The organism is Flavobacterium sp. 38-13, assembly GCF_001899155.1.
In the GTDB taxonomy this organism is placed as follows: domain Bacteria; phylum Bacteroidota; class Bacteroidia; order Flavobacteriales; family Flavobacteriaceae; genus Flavobacterium; species Flavobacterium lindanitolerans.
Window position 1 is genome coordinate 75884 of the sequence record NZ_MKVG01000004.1, and the last position, 18881, is coordinate 94764.

At 33.9% G+C, this 18881-nt stretch carries 32 protein-coding genes; 29 read left to right on the forward strand and 3 right to left on the reverse strand.

Annotation, left to right across the window (positions count from 1 at the left end; translation table 11 throughout):
• The 3 genes from BGO88_RS01350 to BGO88_RS01360 all read right to left on the reverse strand — a co-directional run.
• Positions 1-1152: acetyl-CoA C-acyltransferase (locus BGO88_RS01350; RefSeq protein WP_286705669.1), on the reverse strand; the 1152-nt coding region annotated here is incomplete at its 3' end.
• Between the two features lie 194 nt (positions 1153-1346).
• A complete protein-coding gene (locus tag BGO88_RS01355) occupies positions 1347-1754 on the reverse strand; it encodes a DUF5367 domain-containing protein (RefSeq protein ID WP_286705670.1) in 408 nt (135 codons plus the stop codon).
• 152 nt (positions 1755-1906) lie between these two features.
• Positions 1907-2239 (reverse strand): helix-turn-helix domain-containing protein, encoded by a 333-nt coding sequence (locus BGO88_RS01360; RefSeq protein ID WP_286705671.1) that lies wholly within the window; start codon positions 2237-2239, stop codon positions 1907-1909.
• A 103-nt stretch (positions 2240-2342) separates the two neighbouring features.
• Between BGO88_RS01360 and BGO88_RS01365 the strand changes: the two genes are divergently transcribed.
• From BGO88_RS01365 to BGO88_RS01505, 29 genes are all read left to right on the forward strand, one after another.
• A complete protein-coding gene (locus BGO88_RS01365; RefSeq protein ID WP_286705672.1) occupies positions 2343-2618 on the forward strand; it encodes a hypothetical protein in 276 nt (91 codons plus the stop codon).
• A 9-nt stretch (positions 2619-2627) separates the two neighbouring features.
• The gene (locus tag BGO88_RS01370; RefSeq protein ID WP_286705673.1) at positions 2628-3191 is read left to right on the forward strand and encodes a helix-turn-helix transcriptional regulator; all 564 of its coding nucleotides are present in this window, start codon (positions 2628-2630) and stop codon (positions 3189-3191) included.
• Positions 3192-3283: 92 nt separating this feature from the next.
• On the forward strand, positions 3284-3511 hold the full coding sequence (locus BGO88_RS01375) for a hypothetical protein (protein WP_286705674.1): 228 nt from the start codon (positions 3284-3286) through the stop codon (positions 3509-3511).
• Positions 3512-3513: 2 nt separating this feature from the next.
• Positions 3514-6738 carry a DNA primase gene (locus tag BGO88_RS01380; protein ID WP_286705675.1) on the forward strand — a complete coding sequence of 1075 codons (3225 nt, stop codon included), beginning with the start codon at positions 3514-3516 and terminating at the stop codon, positions 6736-6738.
• A 237-nt stretch (positions 6739-6975) separates the two neighbouring features.
• A complete protein-coding gene (locus tag BGO88_RS01385; RefSeq protein ID WP_286705676.1) occupies positions 6976-7260 on the forward strand; it encodes a hypothetical protein in 285 nt (94 codons plus the stop codon).
• An 11-nt stretch (positions 7261-7271) separates the two neighbouring features.
• Positions 7272-7682: a DUF2528 family protein gene (locus BGO88_RS01390; protein ID WP_286705677.1), complete on the forward strand. Its 411-nt coding sequence runs from the start codon at positions 7272-7274 to the stop codon at positions 7680-7682.
• Positions 7683-7865: 183 nt separating this feature from the next.
• Positions 7866-8357 (forward strand): hypothetical protein, encoded by a 492-nt coding sequence (locus tag BGO88_RS01395; protein ID WP_286705678.1) that lies wholly within the window; start codon positions 7866-7868, stop codon positions 8355-8357.
• On the forward strand, positions 8354-8572 hold the full coding sequence (locus tag BGO88_RS01400; protein ID WP_286705679.1) for a hypothetical protein: 219 nt from the start codon (positions 8354-8356) through the stop codon (positions 8570-8572). The genes BGO88_RS01395 and BGO88_RS01400 overlap by 4 nt, the downstream gene beginning before the upstream one ends.
• On the forward strand, positions 8569-8865 hold the full coding sequence (locus BGO88_RS01405) for a hypothetical protein (RefSeq protein ID WP_286705680.1): 297 nt from the start codon (positions 8569-8571) through the stop codon (positions 8863-8865). Before BGO88_RS01400 ends, BGO88_RS01405 begins: the two co-directional genes overlap by 4 nt.
• Positions 8866-8900: 35 nt before the next feature.
• The gene (locus tag BGO88_RS01410) at positions 8901-9140 is read left to right on the forward strand and encodes a hypothetical protein (RefSeq protein WP_286705681.1); all 240 of its coding nucleotides are present in this window, start codon (positions 8901-8903) and stop codon (positions 9138-9140) included.
• 4 nt (positions 9141-9144) lie between these two features.
• The gene (locus tag BGO88_RS01415) at positions 9145-9372 is read left to right on the forward strand and encodes a hypothetical protein (protein ID WP_286705682.1); all 228 of its coding nucleotides are present in this window, start codon (positions 9145-9147) and stop codon (positions 9370-9372) included.
• 15 nt (positions 9373-9387) lie between these two features.
• On the forward strand, positions 9388-9675 hold the full coding sequence (locus tag BGO88_RS01420; protein ID WP_286705683.1) for a hypothetical protein: 288 nt from the start codon (positions 9388-9390) through the stop codon (positions 9673-9675).
• A gap of 32 nt (positions 9676-9707) precedes the next feature.
• Positions 9708-10496: a hypothetical protein gene (locus BGO88_RS01425; RefSeq protein WP_286705684.1), complete on the forward strand. Its 789-nt coding sequence runs from the start codon at positions 9708-9710 to the stop codon at positions 10494-10496.
• The gene (locus BGO88_RS01430) at positions 10496-10666 is read left to right on the forward strand and encodes a hypothetical protein (RefSeq protein ID WP_286705685.1); all 171 of its coding nucleotides are present in this window, start codon (positions 10496-10498) and stop codon (positions 10664-10666) included. The genes BGO88_RS01425 and BGO88_RS01430 overlap by 1 nt, the downstream gene beginning before the upstream one ends.
• Before the next feature lie 3 nt (positions 10667-10669).
• A complete protein-coding gene (locus BGO88_RS01435) occupies positions 10670-10876 on the forward strand; it encodes a hypothetical protein (RefSeq protein WP_286705686.1) in 207 nt (68 codons plus the stop codon).
• Positions 10877-10967: 91 nt separating this feature from the next.
• Positions 10968-11450 carry a DUF1643 domain-containing protein gene (locus BGO88_RS01440; protein ID WP_286705687.1) on the forward strand — a complete coding sequence of 161 codons (483 nt, stop codon included), beginning with the start codon at positions 10968-10970 and terminating at the stop codon, positions 11448-11450.
• Between the two features lie 10 nt (positions 11451-11460).
• Positions 11461-11703, forward strand: a complete 243-nt coding sequence (locus BGO88_RS01445; protein ID WP_286705688.1) for a DUF3850 domain-containing protein — start codon at positions 11461-11463, stop codon at positions 11701-11703.
• Positions 11704-11719: 16 nt separating this feature from the next.
• Positions 11720-12460, forward strand: a complete 741-nt coding sequence (locus tag BGO88_RS01450; RefSeq protein WP_286705689.1) for a hypothetical protein — start codon at positions 11720-11722, stop codon at positions 12458-12460.
• Positions 12457-12819, forward strand: coding sequence for a hypothetical protein (locus tag BGO88_RS01455; RefSeq protein ID WP_286705690.1), 363 nt, complete (start codon positions 12457-12459; stop codon positions 12817-12819). The genes BGO88_RS01450 and BGO88_RS01455 overlap by 4 nt, the downstream gene beginning before the upstream one ends.
• A 135-nt stretch (positions 12820-12954) precedes the next feature.
• Entirely contained in the window at positions 12955-13449 is a 495-nt protein-coding gene (locus BGO88_RS01460) for a hypothetical protein (protein WP_286705691.1), read from the forward strand.
• Position 13450: 1 nt separating this feature from the next.
• Positions 13451-14575: a hypothetical protein gene (locus BGO88_RS01465; protein WP_286705692.1), complete on the forward strand. Its 1125-nt coding sequence runs from the start codon at positions 13451-13453 to the stop codon at positions 14573-14575.
• The gene (locus tag BGO88_RS01470) at positions 14572-15372 is read left to right on the forward strand and encodes a hypothetical protein (RefSeq protein WP_286705693.1); all 801 of its coding nucleotides are present in this window, start codon (positions 14572-14574) and stop codon (positions 15370-15372) included. The genes BGO88_RS01465 and BGO88_RS01470 overlap by 4 nt, the downstream gene beginning before the upstream one ends.
• Positions 15372-15716 (forward strand): hypothetical protein, encoded by a 345-nt coding sequence (locus BGO88_RS01475; protein WP_286705694.1) that lies wholly within the window; start codon positions 15372-15374, stop codon positions 15714-15716. The genes BGO88_RS01470 and BGO88_RS01475 overlap by 1 nt, the downstream gene beginning before the upstream one ends.
• 166 nt (positions 15717-15882) lie before the next feature.
• Positions 15883-16281: a hypothetical protein gene (locus tag BGO88_RS01480; protein WP_286705695.1), complete on the forward strand. Its 399-nt coding sequence runs from the start codon at positions 15883-15885 to the stop codon at positions 16279-16281.
• A 58-nt stretch (positions 16282-16339) separates the two neighbouring features.
• A complete protein-coding gene (locus tag BGO88_RS01485; protein WP_286705696.1) occupies positions 16340-16657 on the forward strand; it encodes a hypothetical protein in 318 nt (105 codons plus the stop codon).
• Positions 16654-16872, forward strand: coding sequence for a hypothetical protein (locus tag BGO88_RS01490; RefSeq protein ID WP_286705697.1), 219 nt, complete (start codon positions 16654-16656; stop codon positions 16870-16872). Before BGO88_RS01485 ends, BGO88_RS01490 begins: the two co-directional genes overlap by 4 nt.
• Positions 16865-17392, forward strand: a complete 528-nt coding sequence (locus BGO88_RS01495; protein ID WP_286705698.1) for a peptidoglycan recognition protein family protein — start codon at positions 16865-16867, stop codon at positions 17390-17392. Before BGO88_RS01490 ends, BGO88_RS01495 begins: the two co-directional genes overlap by 8 nt.
• A gap of 1 nt (position 17393) precedes the next feature.
• Complete coding sequence (locus tag BGO88_RS01500; RefSeq protein WP_286705699.1) at positions 17394-18002, forward strand: hypothetical protein; 609 nt, start codon at positions 17394-17396, stop codon at positions 18000-18002.
• Positions 17992-18864: a S49 family peptidase gene (locus tag BGO88_RS01505; RefSeq protein ID WP_286705700.1), complete on the forward strand. Its 873-nt coding sequence runs from the start codon at positions 17992-17994 to the stop codon at positions 18862-18864. Before BGO88_RS01500 ends, BGO88_RS01505 begins: the two co-directional genes overlap by 11 nt.
• Positions 18865-18881: the final 17 nt, after the last annotated feature.

The window sequence follows — 18881 nt, forward strand, 5'->3', positions numbered from 1 at the left end:
AGCACCACCACCGCCATTGCAAATTGCAGCAGCACCAATTTTAGCATTGTTCTGCTCTAATACATTTAACAATGTGATGATAATTCTAACACCTGAACATCCAAGTGGATGACCCAAAGAAACTGCACCACCATTAACGTTTACCTTATTGTTGTCTAATCCCAGAATTTTAGCATTGGCCAAACCTACTACAGAAAAAGCCTCGTTGAATTCGAAGAAATCTACATCATTAATAGCTATCCCTGCTTTATCTAATGCCTTTGGCAATGCCTTAGCCGGAGAAGTCGTAAACCATTTTGGTTCCTGTGCTGCATCAGCATAGCTCTTAATATAAGCAAGTGGTTTTAATCCTAAAGCTTTTGCTTTTTCTTCACTCATCAAAACAACAGCTCCTGCACCATCATTGATAGTAGAAGCATTGGCTGCAGTTACTGTTCCTTCTTTTGTAAAAGCAGGATTCAGGCTTGGGATTTTATCTAATTTTACGTTTGTGTATTCCTCGTCTTTAGTAACCATAATCGGGTCACCTTTTCGCTGTGGAACAGCAACAGGAACTACTTCATTATCAAATTTTCCGGCATCCCACGCTTTTGCAGAACGCTCATACGATTGTATAGCAAACTGATCTTGCTCTTCTCTGGAAATTTTATATTCCGTAGCACAAAGATCAGCGCAAACTCCCATAGCATTATTGTCATAGGCATCTGTAAGTCCGTCTTTCTGCATACCATCAATCATAGAAGCAGGGCCAAATTTATAACCATTTCTCAAATGAAGATAGTGCGGAATCAAGCTCATGTTTTCCATTCCACCGGCAACGATGATTTCTGCATCACCACTGATGATTGACTGAGCACCCATCATAACCGCTTTCATACCGGAAGCACAAACTTTATTTACTGTTGTAGCAATAACGCTATCAGGCAAACCTGCATACAAAGCCGCCTGACGTGCAGGAGCCTGTCCAACACCAGCCTGAACAACATTACCCATCAATACTTCATCAACAAGCTTTGGATCTAAATTGATTTTATCTAATGCGCCTTTGATTGCAACAGCTCCTAATTGAGGAGCGCTAACAGTAGAAAGAGCTCCCATAAAACTTCCTATTGGAGTTCTGGCAGCGGATACAATGACAACTTTTTTATTCATAATTGTTTAATTCTTTGTTTGTTTTTGCGAATTTAATTCTTTTTCGGAGAAATAGAAACCAGTTTTTGAATTAAGTTTAAAATTAACTGCGTTAAAAAAATTAAGTTATTAGAAGTAAAAAGCTTCACTTACTAATAAATTTTAGTTCTCGGTTACAGGATTTAAAATAATTGAGCCAATTATAGCTATAATTCCTATTCAATTTCTTTTTTCTGTTTTTTTCTCAACAGCCCAAAAATTAAAACGATAGAGTAGGCAAACATTAACCATGAAGCAAAAGTCTTACTATAGGTTTCAGGCATATTAGGGAATAAATTTTCAAAAAACTGTATGCATACCGTATCCAATAGCATACCGGGTAAAACCATAATGGCTGCAGATTTTATACTTTCAAGATTGTTTAAGTTTAGTTTATTAAAGACTGAAGTTGAAATGAGGCCTAAAGCTGGTATCAGAATGACATATAAAACTGCCATTACTAATGCGTTGTCGACAATAAAAAAATAGTGTCCTGCAACTCTAAATAATACGGTGGCCGATAACCACACCAAAAATCCAACAATAAAACTAATTAGCTTGTAATTTACTTTGTGTGTTTTCATTCCAAATTTCAATTTTATATTGTAAGTTTTTTCAAACACAAAGTTACTTATCAGAAGGGATAAAAACAAAAAAAGCAACTCTTTTGAAGTTGCTTTTTTGTGAACGCAGAAGGATTACGACTATGCTTCGCAGACATTGTTAATACTAGGTTTTATTTTTCGTTGTGGCTTTTTTGTGCCAAATATTCTTTTATAAGCGTAATTTTTTTTTCAATAATCTCAAGTTCGTTGATTACATTAATTTCTCTTGGGGGGTCGTAGAAGTCATTTTCTTTCAGATTTGGGGGCTCATCCGAAAAAATTGACCGGAGGTCAATATCCGGAAAGACTTTTAGCAGTTTGATGATGAAGTCTGAGTTTACTTTATCTTTTCCGGTTAGATATCTACTCATCATAGAAGTACTCGTATCAAGCCTTTTTCCCGCTTCTTTTTGGCTAATACCCTTTGTTTTAAGATACATTGCCAATTTTTCGTTCCACACCATAATTTAGAATTAATATAAATAATGACTTTAAGTAAACTTTAGTTGACTAAAATTTACCACAGGTCAATTTTTTTATTAGATTTGTGACAGATATACAAAACTTATGACAAATATAATAGAAAAAAACGAACGTTATGATATGCAATTGCATATTGAAAAAGCCTTCGACATAATAGAAGAGCATCTGCCACATAACTATGTTTCTGAAGTCCAAAAAAAATTAGGACCAGAAGCGAAAATAAACGACGGTGTTATTCGTAACATCAGAAACAAACTTCAAAAAGTTACCGATAATAGATTAAATGTCTTGAATGCCTTGGTCGAAGTCTCTTTGGAGAATAAGGCGCAGAAAGATAAACTGATCAGTAACCTGCAATAAATCAATACCATGACGCAAACAAAAACTTTTCCTGGGATGGCCTGTTCATCAACGGAGTTCTTTCAGCATGAGAAAGAATTAAAAATTATTCAAAACGGAACCATTAAAAATTTTGCAGAGTCTTCATTTTGCACCATTCAGCTTCTGAAGGAAGAAATTGAAAAAAATGAGGCAATAAATGCAGCGCTGAACGAATTGCATCCGGATTCGGAAATGAAACGGATTGAACAATTTGTCTTATGCAGGTTTGGGGGATTGGATTTCCAACCCGATATAAAAGATGGTATCGTTCAGGATGGCGAATACTGGCCATGTCCCAAAAGAGGGAGCTGCAGTTATGAGGGTACATTGTGTAAACTCCCGAAAATCAATGGTCACAGATTAAATGATTTGGAAATATTACTTATGCAAAAAACATCTACGGATTTGACAAATGATGTTATAGCAGAAGAGGCAAGTATTCCTTTGGGTACTTTCCATAAGGTAAAAAAAGAATTATATAAGAAGCTGTCAATTAAGACAAAACAGGAACTTGTAAGAGTTGCCATTTTCTTTAACATTATTCAGCTATAAGCTGTACTACGTTCTTTTACAACTTGTGTATGTGCATACACGTTAACCGTCCTTCTTCTGGAGGACGGTTTTAAAAAAACAATTGAACTAATATGAAAGCTACAGAAAACAACAACTTATCAAAAATTGAATTTCTCGAGGAACAGATTGAAGAAATTACAAACTCAGGCTTTTTTACTGAGCGAGAAATTGACAGGCTTTCTCATCCATTGCTTTTGGAACTATATAAGTTGAAAAATCAAGCAATAGCAACTGGCCATCAGATCAGAAAGCATAAAATAAATTTATTTGGTTGGCTAAAAGTCAAAATAAAATTTTAGTTATGGGAGGCTTTATAAAAAAAGAATTTATTGAAAGGCTCATGGATATCGCAATTATTGAAGAAGTAATTGGCGATTATATTCAATTAAAAAAATCAGGTAGTGTTTATGTAGGCAAATCCCCGAAAACAAACGAAAGGACCGGCTCCTTTACAGTTTCCCCGGTTAAAAGAATTTGGAAAGACTTCAGTTCTGGAGAAGGCGGCAATTTAATATCTTTTTTTATGAATTATGAGGGGATGTCCTACCCTGAAGCGATTGAGACAATAGCGAGCAAATATAATACTGCTGTTGAATATGAAGTTTTATCTGAAGAAGCTGAAACAAAACGGAAAATAAAGACCGAAAAAAAAGAAAGTTTAAGATCGGTTCTTAAAGCTACTCATAATAATTATGTTCTTCAATACAATAGCCTTCCTGAAGATCATCCTGCTCGTTTTGAAATCGAAGATAAAAGAAGGTATTCAAACGATGTTATTGTCGAATGGGGCATTGGTTATGCCCCTGAAGATTTTCTCTATGGTAAGCTTTATTCTTCGGGCAAAATTACTGAAGGAAAAGAACTTGGTCTTATCAGTGAAAAGAATTTTGACAAGTATAGCAAACGTGTGGTATATCCAATTAATGATATTCAAGGAATGATCATTGGTCTTGCGGGGCGTAGTCTTTCAGATAATAAAAAATATGCCAAGTGGATTAACCCAAATGTTAGCGAAACTAATCTTTTGTACAATAAGTCAAAAGTTTGGTATGGTTTAGATAAAGCCAGGCATTCTATAGTCAAGAATAATGAAGCTTGGATTATGGAAGGGTATAATGATGTTATTGGCTGGTATATTAATGATATGCAAAATACTGTTGCTTCCTGCGGAACGGCGATAACTGATCAACAGATTTCTGAACTCAAAAGACTATGCAGCAAGGTTATTTTCTGTTTTGATCCTGATGCGGCCGGCATTAAGTCAATGATTAAATATATTCCGGCATTTATGAAATCTGGATTCCGTGTAGAAGTCTGCTTATTGCCATGTGATCCGGATGATTTTACCAGGTTATATTCTGATTCAATAAAAAAATACAAATTGCCTGAAATGCTCAAAGAGCCTGAGATACTTAAAGACGGCTTTGAATTTTTAATGGATAATCTTCTGGTTGGAACGCAGATTAAAATTACAGACGGGACAAAAGAACTTTGTGATCTGATCGCAAATATTAACGATACGTCATTAATTGAAATTTATTCTGGTTGGTTAGCCCAAAAATCGAAAGTCAAGCTTACAACCATTAAAAGCTGGATAAAAGAAGCGTTGGCAAATAATATCGAGGTTATTGATGAAGATGATGATTTTATCCAAATAGAACTCCCGAAAGAAGTTAAGGTTCCTTTGTCTGAGTTGGAGAAAGATATACGCAAATACGGCATGTTCATGGCCAATAACCAAATCTATATGTCATTAAGCGATCCCGGTGCAAAGTATATTCATTTCAGCAAAAAATCAAATTTTATGATTGAGATACTTCAGCACATGCAGGATGAAAAATTTCCAATGAAATTGCTAAGGATTGCCAATGTGCATGGAGAAGAAAAAATATTTGATACACAATCGGAAAATCTTAACACGCCACAAGCATTTGACAATACTGTTACTGGGCATGGAAATTTCAGATTTGATGGAAATAGAAGCGATCTGTTACGGCTACGCACATACTTATTTGATAAAATGGGTAATGGTAGAAAAATAGATGTTTTGGGATGGCAGCCAGATGGGAAATTTTGGGCTTGGAATAATAAGATCACAACAGAAGAGGGTAATGACATTCCTTTAGATAAGCACGGAATTTTTGTAAAGGATAATGTATACTATTATATACCATCTGCGAACGAAATATATAAAAATAACTCATTCAAATTTGATGCTCAAAAACGGTTTAAGGCAATGAAGAACCCGACGTCGTTTTATGCATTCAATTCAAAAGTAATTCAAGTTCATCGTGATCATGGTATTTCGGCTATCCTTTTCGGAATAGCATCATTATTCCAGGATATCGTTGTGGCAAAAATAGATAAGTTCCCAATACTTTTTTTCTATGGACCTGGATCAACCGGAAAGGACGAATTAGCAGAAATAGTTCAAAGCTTTGTTGGAATACCGCAGACAGCTATAAACCTTGAAGGACAAGTATCTACAATCAAGGCACAGGTTAGGGAATTTGCGCAATTCAGGAATGGAATTTCTCAGCTGTCAGAATATAAACGTGGCAACTCTCAGCTTAACGGAATGCTGAAGGCATTGTGGGACAGACGTGGGTATAAAAGAGGAAATATAGAAAGTCATGTTGGGACCGACAGTATTCCAATAGAGAGCTCAGCTGTCTTAACAGGTAATGATTATCCAGATGAAGAACCTTTGATTCTTAGATTGATTTGGAATGAAATGACAAAAAACCAATTTACTGAAGAAGAAACAAGAAGTTTCGATGAACTTAAGGACATGACAGCTCATGGCCTTTCCGGATATTCTGATGAAATTTTTAAGCATAGAAAATTATTCGAGGAAAAATTTGATAAAACGCAAAGAAACTGGAAAGGTATACTTCAGGAACAATTCCCTGAAGCTAAAGGAAGAATGATTTTTAATATATCCATTTTATGCTCAGTATATGAGATATTCAAGGATTTTAACTATTTCCCATTTTCTCAGCCTGAAATGCTAAATCATTTCGGAAAAGGATTTGATCAACAAATCAGAAAAATTAATTCAGCATCTATATTGAATAAGTTTTGGCAGCTGTTTATAGCTTCCTTGCGTGGCCATAAAGAAGAAAGGATTCAGGTTAAGAACATAGTGAATGTAGAAGGTAATTTACTGTTCTTTAATTGGACACATTGTTTTTCAAAAATACAAAGATCTTGGTGGGGACAATTTCAAGAAGCAGCACCAGCTAAATCTTCTATTTTAGAACAGATTGAAAAATCTGAATTCTATATCGAAAGCAGGAAGTCTTATAGCTTTGATTCAGGTCGAGAAGCTAACAGAACCAGCGCTATTGTAATTAATCTTGACCAAATGTCGGAAGTATTAAAAAACGATATCGTCGGATCTATCATGTTCCAACTTAATCAAGTTGATAGCGAATCCGGACAAACAAACATCTTTGGTGTTGCCCCCCTGCAACCCCCAAGCGAATATAATGGATTAAAAACGGAGACGGACGAGCCTTTTTAACTTCCCAACTTTCCCAACATACTTAAAAAGCTAAAAATAAAAGAATTAGTGTTGTGATAATGTCGGGAATGTAGCGGAAAGTTGGGAATGTTTTTTTTATTTCTGCAACATTCCCGACATAAAGACTAAAAAAGGACTGAAAATCAGGGGTCGGGATGTCGGGAAAGTTGGGAGCTGAAATTTCCTATATATGGATAACAAATTTTTAAAAAATTAATCACTTAAATATTTATTACTATGGCACTAAACAATCGAAGTGTAGAAAAAGCTAAAGAAATTTTAGCTGAAATTGCCGGGTGGAAAGCACCTTTTTATAATGAGTACAAAAAAGATAATCCTTTAGACACCAGTACGATTTTAGTTGCTGGCAAAACAGGTGACGGATGGGAAAATGTCTTTTTAAATGTAAAAGATATTACAGCTGAGCAGCTGGCGATTTTTGAAAGAAGAAAATCTGAAGTTCCTAATTCATCTTTCAAACAAAATTTAGAAAATAATATTACCTGTATAGGTTGGTTTTAAAACATATCGTTATGAAAAATATACAGAGATATACAATTGAACACTTGCCAACTTCAGCGGGTTTAACTGTCGAAATAAATTTTGATTTTATTTCAAAAGAAAAATTTTCGATGATGGATATGATAAAAACTATGGTCGATTTTTTTTCAGATGCGGATTCCAGATTAAGGAATAATAAAAATTATCTGGAAGCTTTTTTAAAGCAACTTACGGAAATGTCAATTTTATTATCAATAGAGCATAATTGCAATATTAATGGTGTTATACGGCAATTTGAAAAACAGGAAGGTTATTGCCGTATGGATGGAACTATGGGTATCAAACTTATTGAATTATGCATGTTGGAATTAGATGATCAGGATGATTATGAGATTACAAAACATGATTACGTGGAAGGATATTACAGTCCAACACTCAATTAATTAAAATGTATTCTTTTTTAGAAATAGAAGCTGTTTTTAAGAACTGCAATACCTGGGCAGAACTTGATAAAAGTTGCAAAGCATTTCTATATGTAATGTTTGAAGGCGATTTGTCGAGAGACAAAGTGGATTTTATACGAGAAAAGTCACTCGAACGTGTAAAACAACTAGATCAGATGTAATATGAAAATACTTGAAATTCCCGCAGCTCTCCGTAGAGCTGATAAATATGATCTATTTACGGGAGAATTAGGAAAATTAAGAGGTGTACAGTCAGTGAAGGAAAACACTACTTTTTTTTATTCAAAGAAAGATTCTGATAATTTCAGCGGTCCTTTTTTGACAACAAAACACACTAGCTTTAAAGAACTCTATTCTGAAATGTTGGTAGGAAATATTGGGGTTATTACGGGTATGAGTAAAGATGGTGCTTATGAATATCCTTTTAATCTAGTGCTGCGGGAAGCTCAAGTAAGCGATGTTGCTGAAGCCAACCATTCTCCAAAAATGAACAGAGTATATTTTCTTTTTCAAAATCGGCTCGTTTACGGACCATATTACATCAATAACTCCACGCTCATGTATGAATTGGAGTTAAAAATATCAAGAGGTGAAGTTTTTGTGCCCTATGAAAACCAACATTTTGAAAAAAAAAATTATAAGCAGATAGCATGAGAAAACAGAAATGGATGCGTAAAGGAGGTCGAGTCCTGGCGCATTTTAAAAAAGGGACAATAGTAAAAGCCTGTACCTATAAATTATCTGGCCAAAGCTACGTCTATCTTTTCCAAATTCAATTAGATGGAGAAGATTTCAGTTCCAAATACCATCCAGATGATGTAGAGCTGCTTGATGAGACAAATCAAATCACTTTAAAATTAGAACCATGAAAAAAACACATTATTTAATATCAAGAGGGAATTTTAGTACTCCAAAAAACAATCTTCAGGAAGAAGTGATGGATTATTTAGCCACGTTGGAAGGAACTCTGATTGATATTAAGGATATCCTTAAAATGCAATCAGTAATAGAATCTAAATTCGCCGAGCTTAATGCAAAATATAAGCGATGTAGGCCGATATCTGCTCGTTTTGAAGAACGCAGATACAAAGAACGGATTTATCTATCCGGCTTTGAACAGGTCGAATTCTTTTTTTCTCCAGCAACATTAATCCAGTTATAGTTATGTCGTCATATTTAAACAAACAATTTTGTAAAATGTTCTCAGAATTTTGGGGAACTGAAATTTCTTCTCCTAAAGATATTAGTGATTGTAATTTGACAGGGGAAGGTTTGAAAAGATTTTGTGAATACTACTTTAAGAACACAATTTCTGAAGAATCCTATCAAATGGCAAAATCAGACAGAAAAGTAAGCAGGTTGCTATGGTTCTCGTTAGGTTTCCTAGCTGCCGGTATTTTAGTTTTCATCGCTCAGTATATAAATATACCTTTTTAGAATAATGAAATTCAATATCGCTTACAATAAGCCGAACAGCTTTTTTAAAGATAAAAAAGCTGTTCTACTTCAGGATTTATCAAACGGTTTAGGTGAAGTGCTTAAAACGGGTACTGAAGTTACTATCCTTAAAAGGTCAACAGGATTAAAAATTTATTTCGATATCGTTGAAGATTCATCAAGAATATTTATGTATCGATGCGTTTATGAATGTTTAGAATTAAAAAAATAATTAAAAATTATACAAATGTTTGATAAAACTTGGAATATAGAAAGGCATAAGGTTGGGAATGGCCAACAGGAACTTCAAATCGCAATAATTGTGCGAGAAATGGAAACTTCGTTTTCAACTTACTCTGAAAGTTGGTGTAATAGTTTTTTCAATCAGATAAAAGAAATTCCACGCACGAACAATTTTTCTGCTGAATATGCTTGTCGAGCCTATGCCATAGATACCTATACAGTTGAAATATGGAAGATGGACACAAAGGGAGAAAAAAAATATAAAATGTTCACTGTAACTAAAATTCGATAAAAAAAATAAATAATCACTTAATAATTAATATCATGACAAATCAAATTGAAAAATTGACTGAATTACAAGCCGGATTAGGCTATAAATTCAATGGAGAAATTAACCCGGTAGCTTTACTTGGTTTATTTGGAGAATCTGCTGAAGTATTACATGAAACAATTCTCATGAAAAAAGAGCAGGGAAAATTTCTGTACGGAGATGAGTTGGCTGCAGCATCTTCGGTTGGAGCTATTATTGACAATATTAAAAAGAAAATTAGGAAGAATAAAGATTTAGAGATTGAAGTATTTATTGATCCAGTCAGGATTGATGCCTTTGATTTAGAATTGGCTGATACACTTTATTACTTAAATATTCTAGCATCAAACCGAGGAAAGACTTTAGGGGATTATGCGGAGCTTGCCTTCAATAAAGTTTCAGAAAAAATGCAAAATAAGCCAGTTCCGGAATTGCCTAATCAAGAAAAGTCTGTATTAAATTCAGAATTGTTTTCTGATTATTTCAAAGAAGCTGATTATAATCTCTTGGAGGTTATGAATAAAATTATTGAAAGAAATAAGGGTATTCATGAATCCGATAACTATACTTCTGGTGAATTCTTAGTGTTAGAGGTTCTGATTAAAGAAGAAGGCGATGAACTTTTACAATTGGTTCCAAATATAGAAGCTTATATGGCAGTTTGTCGCCAAATGTTTAACACAAGCGAAGGAGACAACATTTTTTGCTTTAGCCTGGCTGTAGATTTCCACCAGCGATACTTTAATACATGGATTTACTACGACTCTGAAGCTGAATGTTACTATGATAAAAACAATGACTAATGGTAAAGACAGTTTATTCAAATAACGATGTAGAAATAACTATTGACAGCTCTGATGAATTTGAGTCAAAAGTTAATGTTAACGGAGAAAATCTGATTTGGATATCAGGAGAAGATGAAAATGAATTTAGGCGTGAGCTGAGAGCTTTATTAGACAAGTATAGAATATAAGTTATGAAAAATAAATATCTAAGAATATACGAAAGACCAATGAATTCTGGTCGAATGCTTTTCTCTGAAAATGTTAATCATCTTTCAAAATTAGGCATAAACAAAAGATGGGAATTGATACAATCCCAAATAGATCAGGAAAAATTTGTTTCTGTTCTAACTGAAACAAAAGATGATTATCAGGACTTTAATTATTTAAAAATAGAGTAAATGAAAAAAAAAATAGTACATGAAATTGGCTTTGATACAGCTGTTTATGTGATTGTAGTGATTATTCTAATATCAATCTTATTTTAATTAAATGGAAAGATCAGCAACAATATCAGAATGCGGCCAATATAGATATCAATTATCTCGAGTATGGGATATAGAACTGCCGGCTGTTTGTTTTATCATGTTGAATCCTTCTACTGCAGATGCAGAAAAAGATGATAACACGATAAAACGTTGTATTGAATTTGCAAGGTCTTGGGGTTATGGTAGCCTGTATGTCGTAAATCTTTACGCATACAGGTCACGCCATCCTCAAGCGATGATTTCAATCCATGATCCAAAAGGACCAGAAAATTTAGATCATATCCGTTTGGTTACTGAAAAATGTGAAAAAGTAATCTGTGCCTGGGGCAATGCATCAATTATAAATCGGCTTGAGAAGCTTTATCCTGGTTATTTGCCTTTGAAAGATGTTCCTGCAGGAAAACTTCATTATCTGGCTTTGGCAAAAGACGGAACTCCTAAGCATCCGCTATATTTAAAATCAAGCTTAAAACCTATCAAATACTAATCACAGAACAATGAAAACACATGAATTAAAAATATGGAATGAGCATTTCGAGGATATTTGGAATGGAGTAAAAAAATTTGAATTAAGGAAAGACGACAGAGGCTTTCAAGTGGGTGACGAACTTTGCTTAAAAGAATTTAATCCAGAAACTCAAAAATATACTGGAAGCGTGCAACATAAAACCGTTAGTCATATTTTAAAAGGAGGTCAGTTCGGACTTAAAAAGGGTTATGTGATAATGTCTTTGGAATAATCTTAATCTGTAAAAAATGCCAATTGAAGGAAAACATAAAAAAATTATTCTCTTACCTGAAGATATAGATTTTATAGAAAAAAATTATCATTCGATGAGTAATAAAGAAATTGCTGATCATTTTGGTTTGAAGTTGCAAAGAATGAGAGAACTACTATATCAGAATGGTTTTAAGAGGATGCAACTTGAGTACTGGAGTGTTGAACAAATTGAATATTTAAAAGAGAATTATAAAACAAAAGGAGATGTTGAATTGGCTACAATTTTCGAAAGTAAATGGCCAAAAGAAAAAAAATGGACCTTAAAGCATATTGAAAAAAAAAGGAACTATTTGCATCTATCAAGAACTCCTGAAGAAATTCATTTAATTAAAGAAAGAAATGTTCTTCTTGGATGTTACCTTCATGGCAAAACATGGAAAACAAGAGGGGCTTCAGAAATAGGTACAATTAAATTTTGGTCGACTAAGTTTAGCCAAAATTATTTTCCTGTTATTAAAACTGAAAAAGGTTTTGTCCATTATTACAGATGGCTTTGGATTAAGAACAATGGTCCGCTAAAACCTAACGAGTATGTTGTGCCAAAAAAGAATTCAAAAAGTAGCCGGTTATTAACTCTAGCTGAATTAGAAGTAGTAAACAGAACGGAGCATGCGTTAAGAAATGCTGAGACAAGAAAAATGCTTCCGGAAGAATTAAAAAAAGCGATATCAATATTTAATAAATTATCAAAAGAACTTAAAAACAACGGAAAATGAATAATTTAAACACTTTAAGCGAACAACTTTTTTCAACTTTAGATGATTTGAAAAATGGTAAAATTAAAAGAGAGGATGCAAAAGTAATTAATGAAATAGCAGGAACTCTAATTAATAATGCAAAAACACAATTAGAAGCTTTTAAGATTACTAAGGGTATTGGTGATCAGGCCGAATTGTTTGGGGTTAAAAGTCTGGGACCTTCTCCAGATATAGAAAACCAAAACGTTTATGATCAAAAAATGGAATTTTCAATTTCAAAAGGATTCAAGAATGTGGCCGAATGCATGGCTGCTTTAGGTCAAAAGTTTGAATATGAATTTCGTACATGGAGATCAAAACAAAACAGCCGTTCATAGAAATTTGAACTTTAATTAAAAATACCTCTCACTTGAGAGGTATTTTTTTTTAATAATAATTGACTAAAAGTCAATTATATTGATTAAAAATATACTATAAGTCAATTTTTATTATCTTCGTTAAAAAATATAGATATGAGCATTTTCAATAAAGTTTGGGATAATTCTAATATCTGTGGCATTGAACTTGCGTTCAGTGGCGAACTACTCGCATCAAATATTCCAGATTGGCAACCATTTTATAACTCTGCAATTGAAAATGTAGATTTCGAAAAAATCTATTTTGGATTTGCAACAGTAGAATTTGCTGAAGAAAGCTCTACTAATAATGCCGGAACTTCGTACAAACAAAAACTAACAGTACGTTTCCCTTCAACTGATCATAATAGAGCTGAACGAATAGTTTTACTTCACAGAGTTAAGTTCTTGAAAATAAAGCTATCTAATGGGAAAGATGTCGTAATTGGAAGGAATGATTATAAACAGAATGCCCGACCAAAAGTTAGTGTAAAAACAAATCATAAGACGGCTGAAGCTGAATTTGAAACCGTTTCAATAATGCCTTCCGGGTTTGTTCCTAATCCGGATACCTACTTATTACCATCATTTATACCATTAACATTAAACTAATATGGCTATAACATTTCCTATCAATTGGGTTGAAAAAGTAAACAGTCCTGATCTGCTTGCAGCTTTGCAACAATTTGGAGAAAAATATTATTTGAGTGCTGAAGAAATTAATTTAATTTTTTCGTCCATAAATGATATAAATAGTAGGATAGCGCCTTTAAGGGATGAAATTTTAGTTCAGACAGGTTTAGCTTTGGTAGGAAATTCAATAGTACTTAATTCTGCCTGGGTATGGAAAATAAACGAAGTTATTTCTACTAATGAGGATGAAAGATCATATCCCATTACTTTTTCTGCTTCAGGGAAAATTCGACAGGATTCTGTCTTATTGGGACAAAACGGCAACTCTTATGTCAAAAGAGGTGTTGAAGGCGTAATAGCCATAAAACCAGCTCCAGATCCAAACACGCTTGAAGCCACTTCCTTTATTGTTACAGATAACTCGATTGGCAATCCGGAAATACCTGGTACTGGGAATGTTTATGTAAAAAAATCGTATAGCAGTGAACTTTTTTTTGGTCTAAGTGGTGATGTGGCTTCATATACCATAGCAGCTAATTATGGATTTTATATTTTCAATGGAGCTTGTACATCTTTTGCTTCACTAAATCTCGTCAACACTGCAGCTGATGCTTATGTTGGAAAACAATTGGGCATAAAAAATAATCAAACGATACCTTTGACTATCAAAAATTCGGCTGGTACGGGCACAACAAAATTTATAGGTCCAAATCAGGCTGATTATGTTATTCAGCCTGGTGAAACTGCTTTTTTTAGATTTTCTTATGTCGGTAATGCTAGTGGAAATTATGTCTTCGATTTTTCTAATAGACAGAATTATACGCCACAAAAAACAATAACAGGAAATACTACCCTTGATAAAAGTTATAATGGCGCTTTTGTGAAGGTAAAAGCTAATGCGACAATTACCGTTCCATCAACATTGCAAAACGAATTTGATTGCGTTTTTAGATGTTTCAGCGGGGCTACAGCTACTTTTGTTGAAGGTAGTTCTGTGTCATTTGATGCGCATAAAGGAAAAATACTCGAACCTTTTAAATTGGGAACTTTGCTTAGAGATGGTTCGACAAATACTTTCGTACTGGAGGGCGAACTTAAAACATGATAACATCTAATTTTTTAATTTTCGGACGTGGTTATACTAAATCTTTTCCACTTCAGCCAGAATACCAGGATGTTTTGGACAGAGCTTTTGATTTGGGTTTTACTTTGCCTGATGCTGAACATCAAAGGATAGATAACAATAGAATCTATTTTTTGAAGCAATTAGAATTATGGAATGAATTCGATACAATCTATTTTTTTGATAAAAGTTCTCTGTATTCAAATTTTACTAGATTAAATCAGAAAAATCCAAGTATAGTATCAAGAGTAGGATATCTTGATAGCCCGGTTCAACCTTCATTTGTTAGCGGTTCTGGTTGGACTGGAGGGGGTGGAGGTTATTGGTTGGGGCCTACACCTTCATTACACTCAGTAAAAGCTTTGCCTGGCAATGTTTCAGTTTTTTACCATCAATTTGGTTTTACAAATGCAGCTTCAGCTGTATGGGGAACTCGTAATGGTTCAACTAACAATTTTGCAGCGTCAAATTCTGCTTGTCAGTTGCATTCGGGTTCGATTGCTGGAACTGGCGGCTATACGCTTAATGCAAATATTTTACAGGTAAAAAACGGCAATACACATAATAAATATGTTGATGGTGTTTTAACAAATACTGCTTCTTACGTTTCGTCAGGCGCTTTGTCAACAGTGCCTCTTGCCCTATTAGGAAACAATCTCAATGGAACTGTTGGGCAATTTGTAACAACAAGCGGTCTTAAATATCGTCTTGAAGGGAGTAAAAATCTTGAAGCTTTTAATACAGAAATCAATAAAATCATAAATAATACATACGAATAATGGCAAAGATAAAGTCTACCACAGCTGCTGTATTTGAACCAATGTTACAAGATTCAGGGACTATTCTAATAGAGATCAATTCCCTGGTAAATGATGTCATTTCAAATAATTTTAGGTGTAATATCAACTATTACCATCTTGAATCTTTCAGGCTATTAACTTCTAAAAATTGGATTCTTCCGGAAGAAAAAGCAAGTTTAATTCTGGCTATGCAATTAAATGGATCTGCAAATATTGATAATGAATTAGCAAATTTTTTATTAGAAAAAATACAAACAGAACTTATAGATGGTGTTCACACAATCTTTAATCTTCTGCCTGAAAATTGGGAAATTGTCGAATAATATTTTTTTTTAAATGAGTCTTGTACCCGTCCGGTTACGTGAACATCTTGTTCCGTTCTTCTTCAATGAATCTGAAGGCGGAGAAGCCTTATATCTTAACAAGAGGTATAAATCTGTGCTTTTTCCTCCTTCTGTTTCATCTGTAGGCAGGATTATGCGTTTGCTTATGGAAAAGTCAGGAGTTCCATTAGAAGTACAGGATTTTAATCTTTTTTTATCAATATCTGATACACCATCCAAAACCTATTCAGGCAAATTTTACCGCCAGGTTAATGGAAGGAATTCTTTCTTAAAACTTCCGGAAGAAGCTTGCCGGGACATAAACGATCTTTTAGAAGATATTTTCCGCATGTCATTTATTTCATATATGAATGGATGCTTGGAAAATAATAGCAAAGCTGAAGTAATTTCAACAATAAATAAATTTATTGAGAAATATGATCTTTTAGAAGTTGGTTATTCTGTTGATACCTTAAGGCAGCTTTACTACAGGGAAAAAAGAAAAGGGAAATTAGTGGTTCGCTTCCAAAATAAAAAATCGCCCATGGTTTTAAATTACTTCTAAAAAGGCGTTACAGCCAATCTTATAGGGCCAATTTACATTTGAATAAATTATTGAGCCCATGAAGATTAACGAATACATTGATAAAATACCAAAACTCTTTGATTGGTATTTTCAATTGGTCCCGACAAAAAGAATTCAGCTCAATTACATTGTGATCATTGCGGTGATTGTTTCTCTGGCTTATAAGAACGATCGCCGGCATCAAGAAAACTCTGATCTGCTATCGGCAAAGCTTGACGCTATAAATAATGAAAGGGCTAAAGACCAAAAAGAGTATGCAAAAAACTTGGAATTCTATGTCGAAAAATTCAATCATCTTCTTGAAATGCTCATCCTTCAGGAAAAAGAAATTAATAAAATAAAAAAAGAAGTATGAAATCAACGATAGCTTTTTTTGCCGTGATTACTTTCAGCGCTTTGCTTTTGCCTCCAATCGGGCCAAAAGATTATCCAACACAAAGCATTTTGGATGAAAGAACTGAGATTGTATTAAACCAAAACAAGATTGATGATGCAATAAGCAAAATTGAGCAACGGTTGGCCATCGACAGTTTGCATTTAGAATCAATAAAAAACAAACGATATGAGTAGAGCAAAACAAATAAGATACATAGTTATTCATTGCCAGGCCGGTCATGGAACGCTTCAAAGCATGCAGGCTTATTGGAAAAATACATTAGGTTGGAAATCTCCCGGATATAATACCTGGATTGACTATGACGGTACACCTAATAAGTTATCTTCTTATGAAAATGTGACTAATGGTGTTGCGGGCTTTAATAGCCAATGCTTACATATATGCTATAGAGGTGGCGTTGAGCAAACTAATGTAAATAAAGCAAAAGATACCAGGACACAGGCCCAAAAAGATGGTATTCTAAAAGAAATTCTTTTAATGAAAGAATGGCTTTTCCAAAATGGGAACGACCTAAAAAATGTTATGATTGTTGGTCATTATCATTTCTCAGACGATAAAAATAAGAATGGTGCTATTGAGTCATGGGAAAGAATTAAAAATTGTCCTTCTTTCGACGCTTATGCTGAATATTCATACTTGATGGAAGCTGAAAACCCTCTTTACCATAAATTAAAACTTCCAAAAAACAGGTAAGATGAAAAAAGAAATTAAAATCATAAAATCTTTGACATTGTTTTTTTTCGCATTGTCCTTTTTGATAGTAGTATTTTCATGTGGCGCCAAGAAAAAAAGCACTTCATCTGAAGTAAGTTCTGAAGAGGTAGTTAAATCATCAGACAGCTTGGCAATTAATAAGCTGAATGTAAATAACGAAAAGATAAAAGAAAATAGCTCTGTCATTAACGAAAAAGGATTTGAAATAGAGTATGAAGGCTGCGAGGGAGATTCTTTATTTGTTGAAAAAATTGAAGCCGACGGAACCAAAACGCAAATGACAGTCAAAGGCAAAGGCAAGGCCAAAATCAGGTCAAACGAGAAAAAGACTGATTCAAAAGAAAAAGAAATAAGTTCAGAAATAAAAACCGAATCTTCTTCAGTGTTGATCCAAAAGAAATTGGAGAAAAAAGGTTCAAAGAAAAAGGGAGCAACAAATCTTGATAAAAAGCAATATAATTTTTTCTCTTGGTGGTGGCTAGTTGCTCTTTTAATAAGCATTTCCATTTTTTACTTAAACAAACGCTTTAATATAATAAGAAAGGTTGCAGTATTTTTTAATTTAAGAAAATCTCAAGATGAAAATTAATCCTTTATTAATGGATATTGTCCGTGGCCAATGGTTGATGTCTTTCGATGGATTGGCCACTTATGCACCTATAGCATATAAAATTCTGACTGGAGAAGATGTTGATCTAAATTTTCAGCCAAAATCCCTAGTCACAATTATAGATGATAATGGGAAAAAAGTTCAGGCAAATGATGACGGTGAAGTAATTGCTCCAGAAGGTTCTGTAGCTGTAATTGACATGATGGGGCCAATATTAAAAAGAGGTGACTGGTGTACGTATGGTGCGGATGAAATTTCTAGGGCTTTAATGAGAGCTGAACAGGATGCCAATATTATTGGAACAATTTTGAATGTTGATACTCCAGGTGGAGCTGTTTCGGCAATATCGCCATTTTTAGAATTTGGAAAAGTAAGGACAAAGCCGCTGATCAGTCTGGTAGACCAATGTTGCTCTTTAGGATATTGGGCATCAGCGGCTATTTCTGATAAGATAATAGCTGATAACAATATATCTGCACAGATAGGTTCTATCGGCGTAATGAGCACTTTTATTGATAACATACCTTACCTTGAAACTTTGGGTTACAAAGTTCATGAAATATATGCTGACGAAAGCCCTCATAAAAATGAAGCTGTAAGGCTTGCCCGTGAAGGCAAATACGAACTTATTAAAAAGGAACATCTTTCTCCTTTGGCGGTTAAATTTCAAGGCGCCGTGAAAGATTCAAGACCCAACCTTAAAGAAGAGGTTGGTGTTTTAACAGGAAAAACATTTGGAGCTGAGAAATCAATTGAATTTGGGTTGATTGATTCAATCGGAAATATTGATTCTACAATCAATTTGTTACACATAATGAGTGAGACTAAACACTATAAATAATTTTTTAACATCTAATC

Excerpts from the sequence above, each read along its gene's own strand:
- BGO88_RS01355 (WP_286705670.1), bottom strand. The coding sequence starts at position 1,754 with ATGAAAACACACAAAGTAAATTACAAGCTAATTAGTTTTATTGTTGGA.
- BGO88_RS01360 (WP_286705671.1), bottom strand. The coding sequence starts at position 2,239 with ATGGTGTGGAACGAAAAATTGGCAATGTATCTTAAAACAAAGGGTATT.
- BGO88_RS01365 (WP_286705672.1), top strand. The coding sequence starts at position 2,343 with ATGACAAATATAATAGAAAAAAACGAACGTTATGATATGCAATTGCAT.
- BGO88_RS01370 (WP_286705673.1), top strand. The coding sequence starts at position 2,628 with ATGACGCAAACAAAAACTTTTCCTGGGATGGCCTGTTCATCAACGGAG.
- BGO88_RS01375 (WP_286705674.1), top strand. The coding sequence starts at position 3,284 with ATGAAAGCTACAGAAAACAACAACTTATCAAAAATTGAATTTCTCGAG.
- BGO88_RS01380 (WP_286705675.1), top strand. The coding sequence starts at position 3,514 with ATGGGAGGCTTTATAAAAAAAGAATTTATTGAAAGGCTCATGGATATC.
- BGO88_RS01385 (WP_286705676.1), top strand. The coding sequence starts at position 6,976 with ATGGCACTAAACAATCGAAGTGTAGAAAAAGCTAAAGAAATTTTAGCT.
- BGO88_RS01390 (WP_286705677.1), top strand. The coding sequence starts at position 7,272 with ATGAAAAATATACAGAGATATACAATTGAACACTTGCCAACTTCAGCG.
- BGO88_RS01395 (WP_286705678.1), top strand. The coding sequence starts at position 7,866 with ATGAAAATACTTGAAATTCCCGCAGCTCTCCGTAGAGCTGATAAATAT.
- BGO88_RS01400 (WP_286705679.1), top strand. The coding sequence starts at position 8,354 with ATGAGAAAACAGAAATGGATGCGTAAAGGAGGTCGAGTCCTGGCGCAT.
- BGO88_RS01405 (WP_286705680.1), top strand. The coding sequence starts at position 8,569 with ATGAAAAAAACACATTATTTAATATCAAGAGGGAATTTTAGTACTCCA.
- BGO88_RS01410 (WP_286705681.1), top strand. The coding sequence starts at position 8,901 with ATGTTCTCAGAATTTTGGGGAACTGAAATTTCTTCTCCTAAAGATATT.
- BGO88_RS01415 (WP_286705682.1), top strand. The coding sequence starts at position 9,145 with ATGAAATTCAATATCGCTTACAATAAGCCGAACAGCTTTTTTAAAGAT.
- BGO88_RS01420 (WP_286705683.1), top strand. The coding sequence starts at position 9,388 with ATGTTTGATAAAACTTGGAATATAGAAAGGCATAAGGTTGGGAATGGC.
- BGO88_RS01425 (WP_286705684.1), top strand. The coding sequence starts at position 9,708 with ATGACAAATCAAATTGAAAAATTGACTGAATTACAAGCCGGATTAGGC.
- BGO88_RS01430 (WP_286705685.1), top strand. The coding sequence starts at position 10,496 with ATGGTAAAGACAGTTTATTCAAATAACGATGTAGAAATAACTATTGAC.
- BGO88_RS01435 (WP_286705686.1), top strand. The coding sequence starts at position 10,670 with ATGAAAAATAAATATCTAAGAATATACGAAAGACCAATGAATTCTGGT.
- BGO88_RS01440 (WP_286705687.1), top strand. The coding sequence starts at position 10,968 with ATGGAAAGATCAGCAACAATATCAGAATGCGGCCAATATAGATATCAA.
- BGO88_RS01445 (WP_286705688.1), top strand. The coding sequence starts at position 11,461 with ATGAAAACACATGAATTAAAAATATGGAATGAGCATTTCGAGGATATT.
- BGO88_RS01450 (WP_286705689.1), top strand. The coding sequence starts at position 11,720 with ATGCCAATTGAAGGAAAACATAAAAAAATTATTCTCTTACCTGAAGAT.
- BGO88_RS01455 (WP_286705690.1), top strand. The coding sequence starts at position 12,457 with ATGAATAATTTAAACACTTTAAGCGAACAACTTTTTTCAACTTTAGAT.
- BGO88_RS01460 (WP_286705691.1), top strand. The coding sequence starts at position 12,955 with ATGAGCATTTTCAATAAAGTTTGGGATAATTCTAATATCTGTGGCATT.
- BGO88_RS01465 (WP_286705692.1), top strand. The coding sequence starts at position 13,451 with ATGGCTATAACATTTCCTATCAATTGGGTTGAAAAAGTAAACAGTCCT.
- BGO88_RS01470 (WP_286705693.1), top strand. The coding sequence starts at position 14,572 with ATGATAACATCTAATTTTTTAATTTTCGGACGTGGTTATACTAAATCT.
- BGO88_RS01475 (WP_286705694.1), top strand. The coding sequence starts at position 15,372 with ATGGCAAAGATAAAGTCTACCACAGCTGCTGTATTTGAACCAATGTTA.
- BGO88_RS01480 (WP_286705695.1), top strand. The coding sequence starts at position 15,883 with ATGGAAAAGTCAGGAGTTCCATTAGAAGTACAGGATTTTAATCTTTTT.
- BGO88_RS01485 (WP_286705696.1), top strand. The coding sequence starts at position 16,340 with ATGAAGATTAACGAATACATTGATAAAATACCAAAACTCTTTGATTGG.
- BGO88_RS01490 (WP_286705697.1), top strand. The coding sequence starts at position 16,654 with ATGAAATCAACGATAGCTTTTTTTGCCGTGATTACTTTCAGCGCTTTG.
- BGO88_RS01495 (WP_286705698.1), top strand. The coding sequence starts at position 16,865 with ATGAGTAGAGCAAAACAAATAAGATACATAGTTATTCATTGCCAGGCC.
- BGO88_RS01500 (WP_286705699.1), top strand. The coding sequence starts at position 17,394 with ATGAAAAAAGAAATTAAAATCATAAAATCTTTGACATTGTTTTTTTTC.
- BGO88_RS01505 (WP_286705700.1), top strand. The coding sequence starts at position 17,992 with ATGAAAATTAATCCTTTATTAATGGATATTGTCCGTGGCCAATGGTTG.